The following is a 17,584-nucleotide window of genomic DNA, read 5'->3' on the forward strand; positions in this document are numbered from 1 at the left end:
AAAAACAGCATTATGCCAGCAACATTGATTACTACAGATGATCTGCGCGAATTCAAAACGGAATTGCTACAAGAGATCAAAACACTTCTTAAAAATCAGGGTTCTGAAAAACTCAAAAGATATCTTAAATCTACAGAGGTTATGGAACTGCTTCAGGTAAGCCCGGGAACCCTTCAAAATCTACGAATCAACGGTACCCTCCCCTTTACTAAGGTAGGTGGTATTCTCTACTATGACCACGAGGATATCACCAAATTGATGGAAAACAATCGGATTGATTATGGACTAAAATCATAGGCTATGAATTATATAAAGCTTCTCAATACAGCTTTTGCCAGATTCTACGAAGATGATCGCCTCAATCCAGCCCATATTAGCTTGTATATAGCCCTATTTCACCAGTGGAACAGCAGTAGGTTTGCACCTATTTTTTATGTCAGCAGGCTTGAGGTGATGCATATGGCTAAGCTGGGATCTAAATCTACCTATCATCGCTGTGTAAACGATCTGCACGATTGGAATTACCTGTGTTATTTCCCCTCCAAAAATCCCTTTAAAGGAAGTAAAATTAAGATGGCCGTTTTAGATTCAAGTACTGAACCTGAAACGGGACACTACAATCCTGAATTAGAACAGCTGGCGGAACACTACAGTCCCAAACGTGTACCACTAGAAGAACACTACCGTCCCACCAGTGAACAAGCCTTGGTATCTAATACAAACATTATTAAACATAAAAACGGTATTAAAGAACCAAAGGACAGACAGGCTGTTTTTATTTTTTTTAAACAAAAAGGATTTAATGCCGATGAAGCAAAAAAATTTTACAGGCATTATGCTCAAAAGAATTGGCAAATAGGTACTGAAGATATACGGGACTGGCGCGCTATTGCCAACAGTTGGATGGAAAAAACAAAGGAATTCGAACAGGAGACCACGTCAAAGAAAACCCAAGAGTTCCAAATACAAGACAACTTACGAACCTGTAAACACAAAGATTATGGACAACCCCTCTAAGATCACTGAAGGTGGGATTGAGTATTCATTAGGCTCTTTTAATGGCAAATGCGTTCGCTATGATTTCCCAAAGATATTGACGTATTTAGAGGCCAAAGGAAAACTTCTCTTTGGTGAAAAATTCAGTATACAAAAGGAAGATCAAGACATCCTATTAAAACTCTGCTCTTACTTCATTAACGACCAAAAGAACTGCAAAACCTACAACATCGATTTAAACAAAGGTATTCTCCTCTCGGGGCCTGTAGGTTGTGGAAAAACAAGTCTGATGAAATTACTGCGCCATTTGGTGCCTCACCAACGCCCGTATGAAATGATCCCTTGTAGGAATGTATGTTTTGGATTTAATCATCTAGGCTTTAAGGTTATTGAAGACTATGGGAACCATAAGTTTTTCTGCTTTGATGATTTAGGCGTAGAACCTCCCGGAAGGTTTTACGGTAAAGACCTCAATGTTATGGGAGAAGTGTTACTGTCTCGCTACGAGCTGTATCTGAACACGAAACGAAAAATAAAAACGCATGCAACTACCAATTTAAACGCTGAAGAATTAGAAGCGCGCTACGGTAATCGCGTTCGCAGCAGAATGCGGGAGTTATTCAACTTAATCGCATTTGATCAAAATACTGCGGATAAGAGGAAATAATTTCAATTTTATACTAATTATAAATGAATATTAGCCTACTAATTTAAAGTCAGCAATTATCCCAAACATTGTACACTTATACAAACATAATTTTAAAGTCCCTCTAAATTAAAAAGTTAAATTTTCAAATCTTTCTTATCAAAATTAAATTTAAGATTATCTTTGAATATCATTACCCTAATAAGGTAACTTTTTATGAAGGTATGTTTTGCAAATAATAAGCTTAGAAAGCAATTATCGAGTATTTCTGATATAAAACGACACTTTGGTAATAATGCAAAACGCGTTGCATCTCGAATAGCAGATATGGAAGCTGCAGATAACCTAGAAATTTTAATACAAATACCACCTGCTAAGTGCCATCCATTATTAGGTGATAAAAAGGGTTTATGGGCAGTAAGCGTTTCCGCTAATCATCGATTAATTTTTGAAATATTGAATGATCCAATTCCAATTATACGGAACAATGAAGTTGACGTAAAATGCGTGGACAGTGTTCGAATTGTAAAAATCGAGGACTATCATTAAAGAAGACATATTATTATGAGCAAATTAAAAGATGAAATAGCCTTCTTGTCTAAACCTGGGGACACAATTTTGGAAACAATTGAATTTCTGGGAATGAGTCAGGTTGAATTAGCAGAGCGTCTAGGTAAGACAGCTCCAAAAGTGAATGATTTAATTTCTGGTAAAGAGGTAATTAGTCTCAATACCGCTTTGAAATTAGAAAAAGTTCTTGGAATAGATTCACAATTTTGGATTAAACGGGAGTTTATCTACAGAGAGAAACTTTTGAAATTAAAAGAACAAGAAGATTACGAAAAATACAAGAAGTGGCTTTCTATACAACCAATTACAGTTTTAAAATCATTAGGTTATCTGAAAATAGAAACGATTGGTCCAGAGATGGTCGACGAATGTCTTAAATTTTATGGTGTGGCTTCACCGCAACAGTGGGAATCAGTATATGTAAATCAATTTTTATCATCTAATTTTAGAAAGAGTAATGCTTATGATTCATCTCTTGGCGGTATATCAGCATTTCTTAGAATAGGAGAAATTGAAATGATGAGAATGAAACTAAATAAATTTGACAAAACCGTTTTCAAAAATTCTCTAAATAAAATTAAAAAAATTGTTCAATCTCATCCTTCTAACTTTGCAGAAGAGCTTATGGAAATATGTGCATATTCAGGTGTGGCTCTTGTTTTCACATCTAAAATTCCTAAAGCACCAATAAGTGGAGTTTCAAGATGGGTAAGAGGAATTCCTTTAATCCAATTAACAGATAGGTACAAATGGAATGATCAATTTTGGTTTTCGTTTTTTCACGAAGCAGGTCACATTCTACTTCACGGCAAAAAGAATATCTTTATTGAAAACTCTGATATTATGGATTATACTAATATAAAAGAAACAGAAGCAAATGACTTTGCTAGAAAATTTTTGCTACCTCCAAAATTCCTAGAAGATGTTCCCTCAAATTTTAGTGAGAAAGATTTGAGAAAAATTGCTAAGATTTATAATACTCATCCCGCAATAGTTATAGGCCAACTCCAACATCTAGGCAAAGCCCCGTACTCATTTGGAAATAATTTGAGACTGAAAGTTGATTTATCAAAAATAATAGAGAAAGGTAAATATTAGAATTATGGACAATGAATTAATGTATGTTCCTGTTTTTCGCAGTAAGCAACAAGAGATTCAAGTTTTAAAATCCTTTGTGTTTGATAAAAATGTATACCCGTATATAGAAATAATCAAGGAATTGGATCGAGTATCAAAGCAATCGAATAAAGAAAAGCAAATATCTTTATTTGGAGGTGAAAACAAGAAAACATTTGAGTCCGTTTATGGTTCATTGATAAGGTCTATAAGTGCCCAAAAGATTTTTATTGACCTTCCTACTCATCTTTCTCCAGATAGAAATATGAAGCAAGAATCGCTTAACTTTTTAAGAACAGTTATTTCAAAACGAGAGAAAAGAACTTCTTATTTAATGAAGTTAAAACAATACTCCGATAAAATAATTCCTGTCATATCATCTTATCTCCAAATAACAGGTGAAAACGATTCAATTTATCTTCAAGCTCAAGAATTAAAAAAAGTATTCCCAAGCCTAGCATATAGAATTATGGTCGCTACTTATGAACAAGACATTTCAGAAATAATCAAAACTATTAGATCTAAGGACTATATTTTTATTGATTTTGGAGAAAATATTTTAGAAGAAAATGATTGGGAAGCTAATGATATTAAGGATGCGTTAAAAGACATTAACGTACATAAAATAATACATCGTTGTCACATACCAGAAACGATTACAATGAGTAGTCTTGAACATGGTCAACGCATTGAAAAAATAGATAACAGTTTACCATATATTTATAAAAATATAGGAGGTAATAGTTTTTCAGATTTTGTTGGGATTAAGAAGGATAATATAACAAATGGTGGAGTTCAAAGTCCAGGTTTAATTTTTTATGACGCAGTTGAAAATGCGTTTTTTGGATACAGATATACTTATGGAGGGCATAAAAAAGGCGAAGTAAAACCTGATCTTAATGAATTTGAAACTACCATAGTACCTGCTGTTTTAGCCTCCTCCTCTGTTAAAAGAATGAGGGCAAAAAATCTAGATTATTTAAATATTCAAAATTGGGGATGGAATATTTTAAATAAAATTAATAATGGAGAGGAAAACGGAAAAAGCCCTGCCAAATTCAAAAGAATAAGTATGCAACATTATCTGCACTGCATTCAGCAAAAAATGAGAGATCAAGAATTTTAATTAGTTTTAATGATAGTAAATGTCTCTTGGATTCATATTGGTCTTAAAAAAAAATTGAATATCAATTGGAAGAATATTTTTTTGATGATTTATTAAAAATTGCCATTTTTCTTGATATCTATTTTTTAAAATTATTTTGAAAATTTTATTAATCTTTTTTGCTCCAAATTTATCATTGATATACTCAATTTTGTCCGTTTTAAAACCTTGAAATAATTCTTTTTTAGATAAGAGATTTAATTGTACAATAGATTGAATACCGTTATTTAGAATTGCTCTTCTTGACCTAATGAGCTCTCCATTCTTAAATATGAAGATTCCATAATTTTTAGGAAGTATTGCTTCGGCTTTTATTTGATGTTTAATATCAAGAACAACATAATTATATTCAAATGCCTTTGAATAATCATTTATTTGCTTATTTAGCTTGGAAAGATTATCATAGGCTGATTTGATTTCATAACTCGTAGTTTTTCCGTTTATAGTTACAAAATCAACTCTACTATCAGCTACTGGTATCTCGAAAGCTCCAATCATATCTTTTTTGTCTTCTAGCTTTTCGAATAGCTTGAATTTAAGCACCTCCTCACTTTGATAGTTCTTTACATAAAGATCATTAAAGAGTTTATGTAAATCAAACTTAGAATAATCATTAAAATTTTGCATTGGAAAAATATCATTTAATAATGATGTTAATCTTATCGAATATTCCAATGGATTATACTTCCTTAAAGTTGAATTGAAGGAGTCTGATATTTCACGAGGAATTAAGTCTGTTTCTATCATCGTTCAAAAATATTCTTATTTTCTAACTTGAAAAATTAATTTTCTAATGATTGTTCTGTTGAAATAGATTTATCAGATTAATAGAGTATAATGCAAGATATCCCTTAAAGTCATAATTATCTTAGATTTAACTCTATTAATAAATTAAGCAATACTAAGGCCCAGTAAGTTTTGAACTTGAAACTGTTTAAATTCATACTCAGATCTATCAACTCAAAATCCAAATCCAGCAATACTGCCTGCATTTCCTCATTTGTTGCACATATTGCTTGAAAGTTTACAAACTTTACCTGTTCTTTTTAACCTCAGTTTTTTTACAAAGCGCTTTTGAGTTTGATAGTCTATCCAGTCAACAACATCTGTGTGGCTATTTAACGCTTCAAATAGATATACTCTAATCCTAAGGGGATTGAGATTATTCGAAAGGTTGCAATGCGAGTAAACAAATTTATCCACTTTCATGGCTAGAGGCATCTTATTTCGATCAGTTAAGAAATTAGTGTACCGCTGACCTTGATAGATAAAAATCTGAGGTTAGTTAATCTATAATTTAGACACTGTTGTTCCTGTGTCAAACACAGAACTATCTCCTTATCTATAAACTTCTCTGCTCTGGATTCAATTACCCCGTGGCTAAAATTAATGAATACCCGTAAAGACCTGTTAAATTCCTGCCCGTAAAACTAGCAAATTTGAATGGACAAAAGCATCCAAATGACGTTTTGAAGCTTCATTTTGAATTATGATTTTCTAGTTATCAACAGCCTGCGATGAAAATCCCATAGCATCTAATGCAATTTGAATGTATTTGAAATCATTAGGTTTCAAATAATATTTTATTCACAATTATTTGACTTACAGTGTTTTAAATACAAAAAATAAGTAATTTTCAACAACATCAAATCATCACAAATCAAAAACGAATTCTTATGAAAAAATCACTTTATCTATTCGCAGTTTTAATCTTGAGCTCCGCTGCCGCTTTTGCACAGATTGGAGGAATTGAAGATTCTGTCAATGATGTTTCCGACACCATCCGTGCTGTATTCCCAATTATTCTAGGCGTTATATTTTTAGTAGGATTCTTATTTAACGCTGGTCATTTCTTTGGAGAGAATGCCGATCTCAAAAAAGGAATTACCCGGGTTTTAGTCTTTGTACTGATAGCCGGTGGTGTCGTGGGCATCTTCTCCTACCTCATAGGTATTGTGGTCTAAATCATCAAATGTGATTAAGCACAGACTTATGAAAAAGTATGAAGTCTATAAAAACATCAGAAAACGGGCGGTACTCTTTGGCCTCCCGCTTTCGCTGTTTGCCCTGATGATGTGTAGTATTCTTTGCTCTTTAATGATCATCATCTTTTCCTTCGGTTTGCTGATGGTTATAAGCATACCGTTTTGCAATGCCCTACTTTATGTTGTGCTGCTCAATCTGGAGCGGATTAAGTCTTATCCCATTTTCGGATCGCAATTTCCCAAGCAGCTAAGCAACAAACTCAAGCCTTTAATCACGTATAGCACCCTATAATATGCAGCATATTCATCCCATAATAATCCTTGATCAAAACACGCTATTTAGTAGTAATGGTGATGTGGTCCTATGTTATCAAGGTCAGTTACCGGAACTCTATTCCTTATCTGAAAAAGATTATGAGGCGCTTCACGCGTGTTGGTTTCAGGCCTTAAAAAACTTACCTGCGGGAACTATCATTCATAAGCAAGATGTGTATCAGAAAGCCTGCTATACAGGAGAGAAACTACCTAATTCGAGTTTTTTAGAACGAGCCACAAAGCGACATTTTGAAGGACGCCAGCAGCTTAGCCACCAGTGCTATTTGTTCTTTATTCTCACTAAAAACAAATCAATTTCCAATGCGCGATATATTAATCCCTTCAAAAAGACTCCAACACAAGCACCCCAAATGCTGGACGATGCTTTACATGATTTTAAAGCGGCTGTGGATGATGCTATTGCCTTTATCAATAACAGCCGCAAAATGGTTTTTGAACCGCTTAAAGAAACTGCTATTACGCAGATGACACAAGCGTATTTTAATGGTTTTAATGAAGCGGTTACCACAGATATTCTATTAGATAAACAACGCGTGACTATTGGTGATCATTATTTTGATACGTTAGCAATTAACAGCGAACTGTGTTTTGGAGAGGGAGTACAAACCAGTACCATCAACGAAAAATTCACCGCTGACGATTTTGTATTCCATCAAGGGTTCATTGAAGGTCTAGGATTAGGGTTGAATGAGAATCATATCATCAACCAAATCATAGTGCTTGACGACAAACACAAATGGCGAAAACTGTTAGATAAAAAAGTAGATGAACTTAAAAAGAGCTCCAACTTCGGGTCACAAAACAAGGTGATCTTAAACAAGATTGAGCATATTCTACACCAGATCAATACAGATGAAACCTCTCGGGTAATTCGCGGTCAGCTTAATGTGATCTATTGGTCAAAAGACGTAAAAACACTCGATGGAATTAAGAGTTCTATAAAGACCGCCTTTAAAGAATTAGACATCCTCCCCTATTACCCTAAAGGGGATGCCTTAAAAAATTATATACTTAACAGTTATTGTGGTTATGTCTCTCACTTTTCGGATTCCGATTTATATGTAACTGACTTGAAACACGCTTTATGCTTACTGAATCACACTACAAACTATAAAAGCGATCCACATGGTATCTTATTTAATGATCGCCTGCATAATTTACCGGTGCTTAAAGATGTTTGGGACGCCCGTAAAAAGCGCATTAAAGCTCGAAACTTTGCCATTTTTGCACCTACAGGTGAAGGAAAATCCTTTCTGGCTAATAATATTCTTAGACAATTTTTTGAGCAAGGAGTACGTCTGGTCATCATTGATCTTGGAGGCTCGTATACCAAGTTCGCTAAACTTTATCCTGATGATCATATTGTATTGCGCTATGAAGCCGGTTCTAATTTAGGGATCAACCCATTCTTTATTTCTGATAAACGTGATCTCACCTCAGACCGCTTAGAAGATTTATGTGCTTTTCTCTTTGAACTCTATGCTTCCGGTAGCGCTGTAGGCAAATCGCAAGCCGTCGCTCTTAAAAAATTAATTGTGCGTTATTATAGGGATAACTCAAGGAAGCATTCGCTATCTGGGTTTTATTTCTTTATTGAAAGCCAAGGTATTTCCTTAATGCAATCCTTAAATATTCACCTAGAGTATTTTGACCTTCAAGAGTTTCTTCATGTGATGTCTGAATATGTGGGTGATGGGCTATACAGTTATCTCTTTGAAATCGCAGAGGATCAAACCTATAAAATCGAAGATAAGCGTCTGATCATTTTTGAATTAGATGAAGTAAAGGATAACAAAGAAATCTTGTCGGTGATGCTTAAGCTAATAAAAACAGCTGTGCAACGTACTATATGGCAAAACAAAGCAGAACGAGGTATTATCTTATTTGATGAGTTTGCCAAACAACTCAAGTTCGATAATGTTCTGGAAAGCGTGGAGTTTTACTATCAGGCCATTCGTAAACAGAATGGAGCGATTGGAATCATTTTACAATCCATCAATCAACTGCCTGCCAATGCAACTTCGGCAAGTATTTTAGAAAATACGCAGGTTCTCTATAGCCTCAATAATGAAAAAGGTTATGAAGAATTAATCAAACGATTGAATCTATCCAGTCACGATCGTAATCAATTGCATTCGATCAGAAATAATTTTAAAGGTGCTCGTAAGTATACCGAGATCTTTATCAAAATAGGAAAATCCAGTAACATCTTTCGCTTGGAAGTTCCTCCAGAGGTCTATGCTGCCTATCTCACTGATGGTGAAGAGAACGAGGAAATTATGAAACTGTATGAGGACACACAAAATATGGAGTTGGCCATTCAAGAATTTATCAATAAAAAACACGAGTTATGAAACTAGAATATCCATTAAAATTCTCGATGCTAATAATAATTGTGTTGCTTCTTTTGCCCGGCCGTGCTACGGCCCAGGGGATGCCGGTTTATGACAATACCAATTTTGTTAGTCTGGTGAAAACTCTGGTAGAATCTGCCAAGCAGACTACCCAACTTTTAAAAACGGTGGAGTTTTTAAAGCAACAGAAAGAGAACTTAGAACAAGTAAATTCCGTTATACGCCAACTCAAAGCGGTACGGGAGATTGGGAACAACAATTCCAGATTGATCAAGGTCATGCAGAATGAGTTACGAAGTATTTTAAGCAGTCCCTACATCAAACCGGAAGAGGTCACACTTTACAAATTCTTTCAATCAGATTGTTGATAATTCATTGGAGACGATGGATTTTATAGATCAAATCCTATCCAGCAACTTTCTCAAAATGTCTGATGGGGAGCGTGCCAAGATCCTTAAGGAGAAAGAAGAAGAATCTCAAGAAATGGTATCTGAGATCGATATCAAAACCAAACGCTACAGAGACATCATATCCTTTCGTCAAATGCAGGATAAAATCAATAATCGAGAAACTCAGTTTTAAAAATGGTTCTAAACGTAATTTTAGGTATTGGATTGGAGTATGTAGATACGCTGTTTCAAACCATCCAGAACAGTTCCTTTTCCCAGTTTACCATTACCGGGATGAAAACTCTTGCCGTCCTTTTTTTTCTTGTCAACCTTATAAAAAAGTACAATGAAGGAATCGCCGACAAACACGGATATACCTGGGGATTGAGTCCGCAAGAATTGGCTAAAAATTTTGCTGTGGTCCTACTGGTCATATTCTCTACTCAGATCTTAGGATTTTTTGATGGTATTTTACTCGCTGTAGAAACGCAATACCGAGATACTGCTCCCGCCATCTTGCCTTTACAAATGCAAGATATCCCAATCGAAGAAGAAGTGGGAATGCTTGAGGCAACTAAAGCAGCGATGGCATTACTCTACGAGGCTCTGGTCACCCCTTTGTTTGGATTTAAAATTTTCGCATTTATTGCGAGTATCATTTTATGGATCTTAGACTTGTTTATCTATCCGTTATTTCTCGCGGAGCGGTTTTTTCTTCTAGGCATTATGCAAGCATTTTTCCCTTTAGTGATGAGTCTTGCCGTCTTTGAAAAATTTCGCTCTTTAGCTTATGGCTTTTTTAAGCTCTACGCAGCGGTCTACATGCTGGTCCCTGCTTTCTTTTTAGTCAACATCTTCATCAATGCGATATATGCTGAGCTCAACGAAAACTTTTGGGAGCAGCTCTTTGGCTCCAACTACATGGAAGGTTTTTTTGCTCCCGTGGTACAGTTTGGTTCTGTGGGGTTTATTGTGTTTCTAAAATTCAAACTCTACCGGCGGGCGACCTCTTTTACCCTGCGTCTGTTCACTCAATAAATCCAATACTATGAAAACACCTTATTCAAACATTTATGCTGTATTAAAAACCAATCGCTTCATTGTTTATAGTTGTGTTGTCTCTACCACACTCTGTGTGCTGTTCTCGGGGTGGATGGTATATTCTAGTTATCAAAAGTTTGCTTCCTCTGCTTTTGCCATCAGTACTACTGGTGAAGTGATCCCCTTGAGATTAACGACTGAAAGAGAGCATCTTGAAGTTGAGGCCCTGGCTCACCTTGACCTGTTTCATCGGTATTTCTATAACATCGATGCGAGCAATTATTCCAAAAATCTGGATAAAGCATTATGGCTGGGTAATAGTTCAGTCGATCAAGTCTATCAGCAAAAGCGTGCTGATGGTCTCTACAATAGACTCATCCAATATTCTTTAGTACAACGCGTGCTTCAAATAGACTCTCAAATTGATCTAGACGCCAATCCTATACAATTTAAAACAACCCTGACCTTCGAGATCAATCGGGGAAGCGTAACCGATACGTATCAATTGCAGACCACAGGAAACTTAATTTCTGTTGCACGTAATTTCCCTAATAATCCCCACGGCCTGCTTATCACAAACTATTTTGAACAGCATCTGCAAAAAATCGATTCCCAAGAGTAATTCTTAAAACCAAGCTTATGAAAATTGAAAAAAACAAAATTGTATTTGCCGCTGTTCTTGTTGTGATCGTGCTATTCCTGGTTTGCTATGGAATCACGCTTTCAAGGGAGGATCAGCCCGATAAACAACTTACCAAAACTGAAATTCCAGTACTAGAACAGGAACAATTGGAGTACGAATCAAAACTCGATGCTTTGAACGATCTAAAAAAAGTCAAACCTCAAACGGCCCCCAGTATTTATGATGAAAACTTATTGGATTCTTTGGGGTATTACAATCCGCAGTATGCTGAGCAAGAAAAACAACGGGTGGTTGACAGTATTTATCGTGCCAATCAAAAGCTATACAATGCCCAAGAATCCCAGACCTCTATAAAGACTTCAAATCAAAAAGCTATACCCGCTGAACAAAGTTCCGAAGTACAGCAACAAGAACGCCAGGTGGTCCGTCAGGAATTGGGGTTAGAGCACCAACTCTTTTTTGCTGCAGCAACCTCGACGAGCCTAAAGGTTACTCCTATGAGTACGGGCAAAACTAACGTAGTTCAGGCCGTTGTGGATGGAGATCAAGTGGTCAAAGCCAATTCCAGGATAAGATTGCGTCTTACAACATCGGTAAGCCTGCCGGGAAGTAAGATCCCCAAGAACACCGTGGTATTTGGTACGATCAGCTTTCAGCCCAATAGAGCCCTTATAACTATTGAGCAACTCAAGCACCACCCGGTTACTATAATAGCCTATGATTTGCAGGATGGTCTAGAGGGAATTTATGTAGAAAACAATTTCAGAGCACAGGCGAGCAGTGAAGTTATGGATGATGTACTTCAGGACATCAATATCCCCAGCCTGCCTCAAGTCAGCGGAATTTCACAATTACTGCGACGCGATAATCGCAATGTCAAAGTTACCGTACTCAACAACTATCGCATGCTTTTAAAAATCAAATAATCAGTTTTTATGAAAACGCTCAACACCTATATTTCCGTCTGTATCTTCGCACTCTTTAGCCTGTCTGGACACAGCAAAAGCCTTCTCGACGAGTCCCCCATTGTATTGGATACGCTGTATGCCAATGAAACCAAAAATGTAGCTTTGTTTTTCCCGTCACCCATCCGACAAGGAATTGTAGGTTCAGATTTTTTTGTGTTCAGTTTTAACCGGGATATCCCGCAATACTTTGGATTGCTACAGGCCCAACCCGGTAAGGAGAGTAATCTTTTGGTGATCACAACTGATGGAAGTATCTACTCCTACATCATAAAATATAAAGCCAAGCTCACTCGAGTCAATTATTTCGTAGAACCGCAGCATCGCATTGGGCAAGAAGTCCAAAAAAGAGCTTCTCCTGCGCCTATCAGTTTAAAACCAACTGCAGCAATACCCCTATCCCATATGAAAGCGGTAAGTGCACAACTGCTTCAAAGCAAACAAGGCTTAGGACATCTTACCAAACGTAATTACGGAATAAAACTAACTACTAAAAATATTGTATTTGATAGGGAGCAACTGTATTTCGTTTTTGAGATTGAAAATAAATCCGGATTGGATTATGATGTGGACTTTCTGGAGATCGCTGTGCAATCACGTACTAAAGGAAAACGAAAATCATCCCAGCGCATTGTAAAACAGCCGCTGTACAAACATCATTTCCCCAGCAAGGTAAAAAGAGGAGAACGCGTCCGGTTTATCTACGTGTTATCCAAGTTTTCTTTGAGTAACAATAACCGGGTTATAGTACAATTGCACGAGGGCCAAGGCGAGCGGGATCTGGAATTAAAAATCAAATATCGATTTATCAATAAACCGAATTGAAAGATTAACTATTAATCTTAGTTACAATCGACATAAACTCAAAAAATCAGCTCAGTTCTTACATTTCTTAAGATGATATTCAGACCTTTTAATAAAAAATCGATCAGTTTCTTCAACAGCTTTTACTATCAGAGCTTTAACAACGGGACCTTCAAAGCACACTATTTCAACTTCAAAAGCCTAGACAAGGTCGTAAACTATTAACTCTCGGTGGAGGCTGCAAAGGTTAAAATGCAAATCTGGAGAAATAAAATAGCCATATTAAGATTTTATTTTATGGTTTTCAATTTACTTGCTTATATACAAAAGTAATTTTTGAGTGAGATAATTGTAAACTTCATCATCAATAGGGTTAGGTTCTATTAAAATAGAGAGTCGAGCCTCCCCGTATCTTTCTCCCTCTTCGTTTTTCAAAACAAAATATGTTAAGTTTCCTGAAGATAATTCATATCCCGATCCAAAAAATTCAGAATCAAAACTTATAAATTCATTTTTATAATTATCAGAATTAAACATTTTTTTTAATAACTCATCGGACTTTTTATAAGTTGCTTTTTTAACCAGTTTATTTCCCTTTTCTGAATTTATATAATATTCTTCATAGGTTTTTTCACCTTCAACAATAACTATATAAAATATATCAGAAATAGAAAATAGAACATAGCTCGATCCTCGAACTTTTTGAGCAAGATCAGTATTTTCTATAATTCTTTCTGCACTTTGACGGCTAATTAATTCACTTCTATCTAATTTTTGCGAACAAGATATTAGCGATAAAAAAAATAACATTAGAAAAATTATTTGAGTCTTCATAAAATTAATTTTTTACAGTAGGTAATGCACTTGGATTCTCAATTTTACCTCCTGCATGATTAGAACCATCTCTCTGATCTTTAATATTCAGAATACGCCGTACTAAATTATCTGTTCGTATTGCATTAATATTATTAATAGTTGCACTTGATTTATTTGCACTAGGTATTCCATGACCAAAAATTTCATGAAAACTAGTTACAGCCCTATTACCTCCAGATTGTTTTACGTTTTCCCCTTCAATTATGATTGAATGCGACCCTCCTTCTGTTGGAACATTAAAACCTGCTCCTCCTAGTGCCTCTATTAAGGTAGCCTTTGCATTTTCAGAAGTAAACATTGCATTTCCAAATCCCGCTTGAACATTGTTCATATGTTCTTTTACAGATGAAGTACCTTCTTTTGATACTTCACCATCTATCGAAGCATACTCAACTTTATGCTTCGCATCAGAATTAATAGCACCTGCCACAGTCTCTGCTAAGGCCAAGTCATCCCCCTCTAATCCGACCAAAGCATCTTTTAATGCATCACCATCTATTTTATCAAATGTTTTACTCTTATTCTTTTTACCTCTTGTAAACAAAGCCCTTAGAGCTGAAAACTTTTCACCAGCAAAAACAGAATTTAAATCTTCGTGTACCTTTTCCGCATCATCCTCAGTAACTCCTATAACTTGCCGTCCATCTGGATCAATAAAATTAATTGGATTATTTAAAACATATGCATAAGGGGAGTCTGTATGATATATTTCAGATAACGGATCAATGCTCATCCATCTTCCAATTGTCGGGTCATAATTTCGAGCTCCATAATCATAAGAGTTCAGGCCTAATAATTCTTCTTTTTCTTTACTATTATACTTGTACTGATTCTCTGTTCCACTAACACCATCATTATACCCCTCGTGTTCCAATCCAAAAGGATAATAATTATTTTCATCTTCAATACTTAAATTGGGGCTTGAAGCAGTTCCTGTGTTTTTATAGGATAATCTAACGTTGCCTAAGTGGTCTTTATATTGATAAATGTAGTCAAAACCTAGTCCGCTAGGTTCGATATAGCCTTCTGGGGTAAAGATATATTGTAATGCTCCACCTTTGTAGATAAAGTTACCATCGTAGTCTGTAGTTACGTTTTGCACCGTTTTTCTAATCTTAATACCTGTAGCATCATAAATATAACTAAAAGTTCCTGTACCATCCCCCCTATTTAAAGATACATTAATAGATTCTGGTAGATTTAAATGATTGTAGGAGATCCCGTTGGTATTAATTCCTTTATTAAGATCCTTAGTCATATTTCCATTAGCATCATAGGCATAATCCGTAGAAGTATTCCAATTTCTAAATCCTTTAGAATTGTTACTGGCATCTCCTACACTATTTAATTTATTGGAACCAGTTAGATAATTATAGGACAAATTATCAATAAGTGTAGAAGTACCTTCATATCTTTTTAGTGTTTTAAGGTTTCCGTTTTTATCGTAAGAGATACTGTTCACATCATATCCAAATCCTCCGTCTGCTTCTGTAAGGCGATTTAGTGCATCATAAGTATACTTATAATACCTATTGGTATTGTCGTTGGCCGTGATCCATTCTGTCTCGCTGATGTTACCATTAAATAGCGCTGAAGCTCCGTGATCCGTATCATTATAACTTATCCCAAAGGCAAACAGGTCACTACCTAAAGAAGAAGGATCATTGATTTGCCTAAGCCATCCTCTTACATTATAGGTGTAGTCTACAGTTTGCAAACCATTACCGGTATATGTTCCTCCTACTTTTTTAGATACAAGCTGCCCGAGAGCATCATAGCTATTTTTTGCAATCAATTCTCGGTTTTCATTATTTATAACTTGTGAATGCTCAATTTGCCTCCCCATATGATCGTATTTGAAAAAATCGGTCATAGTGATGGTGTCATTACCTGGCCGTATATGAGTAGTTTTAGATTTGAGAACTTTTCCATCAAATTCAAGATTATATTCGACAAGATCAGTGGTTTGTAATAAATCATTATACGTCTTAACCCATACTGCCTGACCTTTATCATTGTAAGCTGTAGTTGTTGTTACCCACTTATTTGATTGTCCCAATATTTTAGTACGGGTCACCGTAGGAAGCCCTTTAGCATTTGGATTTATAATATCCCCCAGACTGTTTGTATTATTCGTAGGTAAAGCCATATAGCCTTGAGCATTTGAAGGTAAATAGGTATCATAATAATTGATGGTCAAAACCTCATTAATATTCTGCGGCTTGGCATTATTCGAATAATATACTTGTGTATTTTCACTTGAATAGGTAGCTGCACTGGTCTGACGCTGTTCGATATGAACACTAGCTCCATCAAAAGTATTTTGCAGAGAACTATGTGAGGAGGTACCTGACCATTTTCCCGTATAGGCAACCCTACCAAAAGCGTCATACTTGGTAAATAACCACTTGCTTTGTGTTTTTAAATTAGGGTCTCTTGTCATTGCCGGTTGATCGAGTTTAGTATATACAATCTCTTCCCAGTCGGTAGAGCTAGCTCCTTTACCCGGCAGTTTTTTAGCAATAAGTCTATTGCGATTATCATATTTATATTGGTAGCATAGTTCTTTAAGATCTGAACTGGATACCGAACCATCCTCAATTGCCAATGGAGGTATTACATAGGTCAGGTTACCATAATCATCATACACATAATAGGTATCGTGATCTCCATTATTATGGGTTCTTTTTAGCACCACCCGTCCTTGCTTATCTGTAAATTCTTCAGTGGTATAATTATTCGATGACCCCGTATGATTCTCATCCCGGGTAGTAGACTTATAAAGCTCAGCGGGTTGATAATAGCCATTCATAGATAAACTTGGGCTATAATCACCAGAAAGGCTTACGGTAAATAAGCGAACTTCATTAGTAGTATTTACTCCACGAGCAAATTCAATCTCGTGTCCTCCCCCGAGTTTCCAATCTTCACCAGGTTTGGCTTGTTTATCGACTCGGCTTAAAGGAGACGCTTCAAACTGTTTTTCGCTATATGGGTTGATGGTGCTTCCAAAGTCATCAGGAAACATCATATCATAAAAGTCCTTGGTATCCTGCTCTATATTTGATGATCTATACGAACCTCGCGTTCCCGTTTCTTTAAAAGGAAGCCATTCTTTAGCTGCTCTTCCATAATCATCATAATCGATGTGAGTAACTAGATCACTCCCATCTGGGCTGGCTCCAATAGCTACTTGCTGTTTAGCCCTTCCCAGCCCGTCAAAATAGGATACTGATTCTATTACTGTTTTAGCAGAATCACTTGTTGTTACGGCCGAGCCTTTTTCTTTATGGTAAGTTCTGGTAAACACGTAGTTTTCATTGCTGAGGCTAGGGGCTTGATAAAGCACTGGCGCTGGAGCGGAAACTGAACTACATACATCCGGAAAAGTCCAGTCGCCTCCTAAAATTGGAGTCCCAAATTTTGGACTGGTAGATTTTATTCCTACCACTGCATAAAATACTGTATTAGAGCCATCTGTATATTCATAGATTTTACCTACTTCAATTAATACTTCATTAGGTACTGAATATATTGATGTATTTCCCGGAAAATTCGACTGACAATATGTTTGAGCAGTGGATAAGTTATTTCCTAAATTATCAAAAATATAAGCAGTATGTCCTATTTGACTCCAACTGATAAAAGGAAAAAGAAGAAGGAGGTAACAAGGTATTAGAATTTTACTTTTCATAATA

The 17,584-nt window shown here is 35.9% G+C and carries 16 protein-coding genes and 1 pseudogene; 14 read left to right on the top strand and 3 right to left on the bottom strand.

Annotated features, from left to right (window positions below):
- Positions 1 to 12: 12 nt before the first annotated feature.
- The 6 genes from WA338_RS12985 (at position 13) to WA338_RS13010 (ending at position 4,454) form a co-directional block, all read left to right on the top strand.
- The gene (locus WA338_RS12985) at positions 13 to 297 is read left to right on the top strand and encodes a helix-turn-helix domain-containing protein (protein ID WP_273015995.1); all 285 of its coding nucleotides are present in this window, start codon (positions 13 to 15) and stop codon (positions 295 to 297) included.
- A gap of 3 nt (positions 298 to 300) precedes the next feature.
- Positions 301 to 1,017, top strand: coding sequence for a hypothetical protein (locus WA338_RS12990; protein WP_273015997.1), 717 nt, complete (start codon positions 301 to 303; stop codon positions 1,015 to 1,017).
- Positions 1,001 to 1,663: an ATPase gene (locus WA338_RS12995; RefSeq protein WP_273015998.1), complete on the top strand. Its 663-nt coding sequence runs from the start codon at positions 1,001 to 1,003 to the stop codon at positions 1,661 to 1,663. Before WA338_RS12990 ends, WA338_RS12995 begins: the two co-directional genes overlap by 17 nt.
- Positions 1,664 to 1,858: 195 nt before the next feature.
- The gene (locus WA338_RS13000; protein ID WP_273015999.1) at positions 1,859 to 2,191 is read left to right on the top strand and encodes a type II toxin-antitoxin system RelE/ParE family toxin; all 333 of its coding nucleotides are present in this window, start codon (positions 1,859 to 1,861) and stop codon (positions 2,189 to 2,191) included.
- A 15-nt stretch (positions 2,192 to 2,206) separates the two neighbouring features.
- Positions 2,207 to 3,310, top strand: coding sequence for a helix-turn-helix domain-containing protein (locus tag WA338_RS13005; protein WP_273016000.1), 1,104 nt, complete (start codon positions 2,207 to 2,209; stop codon positions 3,308 to 3,310).
- 4 nt (positions 3,311 to 3,314) lie between these two features.
- Positions 3,315 to 4,454 (top strand): beta family protein, encoded by a 1,140-nt coding sequence (locus WA338_RS13010; protein WP_273016001.1) that lies wholly within the window; start codon positions 3,315 to 3,317, stop codon positions 4,452 to 4,454.
- Between the two features lie 6 nt (positions 4,455 to 4,460).
- On the opposite strand, the gene WA338_RS13015 is transcribed toward WA338_RS13010, so the two are convergent.
- Positions 4,461 to 5,240, bottom strand: a complete 780-nt coding sequence (locus tag WA338_RS13015) for a sce7726 family protein (RefSeq protein WP_273016002.1) — start codon at positions 5,238 to 5,240, stop codon at positions 4,461 to 4,463.
- 929 nt (positions 5,241 to 6,169) lie between these two features.
- Between WA338_RS13015 and WA338_RS13020 the strand changes: the two genes are divergently transcribed.
- From WA338_RS13020 to WA338_RS13055, 8 genes and pseudogenes are all read left to right on the top strand, one after another.
- Positions 6,170 to 6,457, top strand: coding sequence for a hypothetical protein (locus WA338_RS13020; RefSeq protein ID WP_273016004.1), 288 nt, complete (start codon positions 6,170 to 6,172; stop codon positions 6,455 to 6,457).
- A 28-nt stretch (positions 6,458 to 6,485) separates the two neighbouring features.
- Positions 6,486 to 6,770, top strand: coding sequence for a hypothetical protein (locus WA338_RS13025; protein WP_273016006.1), 285 nt, complete (start codon positions 6,486 to 6,488; stop codon positions 6,768 to 6,770).
- A 1-nt stretch (position 6,771) separates the two neighbouring features.
- A complete protein-coding gene (locus WA338_RS13030; RefSeq protein ID WP_273016007.1) occupies positions 6,772 to 9,168 on the top strand; it encodes a TraG family conjugative transposon ATPase in 2,397 nt (798 codons plus the stop codon).
- A 26-nt stretch (positions 9,169 to 9,194) separates the two neighbouring features.
- Positions 9,195 to 9,750 (top strand): annotated as a pseudogene (locus WA338_RS13035) (conjugal transfer protein).
- 2 nt (positions 9,751 to 9,752) lie between these two features.
- On the top strand, positions 9,753 to 10,595 hold the full coding sequence (locus tag WA338_RS13040) for a hypothetical protein (RefSeq protein ID WP_273016009.1): 843 nt from the start codon (positions 9,753 to 9,755) through the stop codon (positions 10,593 to 10,595).
- A gap of 10 nt (positions 10,596 to 10,605) precedes the next feature.
- Complete coding sequence (locus tag WA338_RS13045; protein WP_273016010.1) at positions 10,606 to 11,220, top strand: conjugal transfer protein TraK; 615 nt, start codon at positions 10,606 to 10,608, stop codon at positions 11,218 to 11,220.
- Between the two features lie 17 nt (positions 11,221 to 11,237).
- On the top strand, positions 11,238 to 12,167 hold the full coding sequence (traM, locus tag WA338_RS13050; protein WP_273016012.1) for a conjugative transposon protein TraM: 930 nt from the start codon (positions 11,238 to 11,240) through the stop codon (positions 12,165 to 12,167).
- Between the two features lie 9 nt (positions 12,168 to 12,176).
- Positions 12,177 to 13,031: a DUF4138 domain-containing protein gene (locus tag WA338_RS13055; RefSeq protein ID WP_273016014.1), complete on the top strand. Its 855-nt coding sequence runs from the start codon at positions 12,177 to 12,179 to the stop codon at positions 13,029 to 13,031.
- A 288-nt stretch (positions 13,032 to 13,319) separates the two neighbouring features.
- Here WA338_RS13055 and WA338_RS13060 read toward each other — a convergent pair whose 3' ends face one another.
- Positions 13,320 to 13,844: a hypothetical protein gene (locus WA338_RS13060; protein ID WP_273016016.1), complete on the bottom strand. Its 525-nt coding sequence runs from the start codon at positions 13,842 to 13,844 to the stop codon at positions 13,320 to 13,322.
- 4 nt (positions 13,845 to 13,848) lie between these two features.
- A complete protein-coding gene (locus WA338_RS13065) occupies positions 13,849 to 17,580 on the bottom strand; it encodes a DUF6443 domain-containing protein (RefSeq protein WP_273016017.1) in 3,732 nt (1,243 codons plus the stop codon).
- Positions 17,581 to 17,584: the final 4 nt, after the last annotated feature.

The organism is Leeuwenhoekiella sp. CH_XMU1409-2 (genome assembly GCF_037029365.1).
Lineage (GTDB): Bacteria > Bacteroidota > Bacteroidia > Flavobacteriales > Flavobacteriaceae > Leeuwenhoekiella > Leeuwenhoekiella blandensis.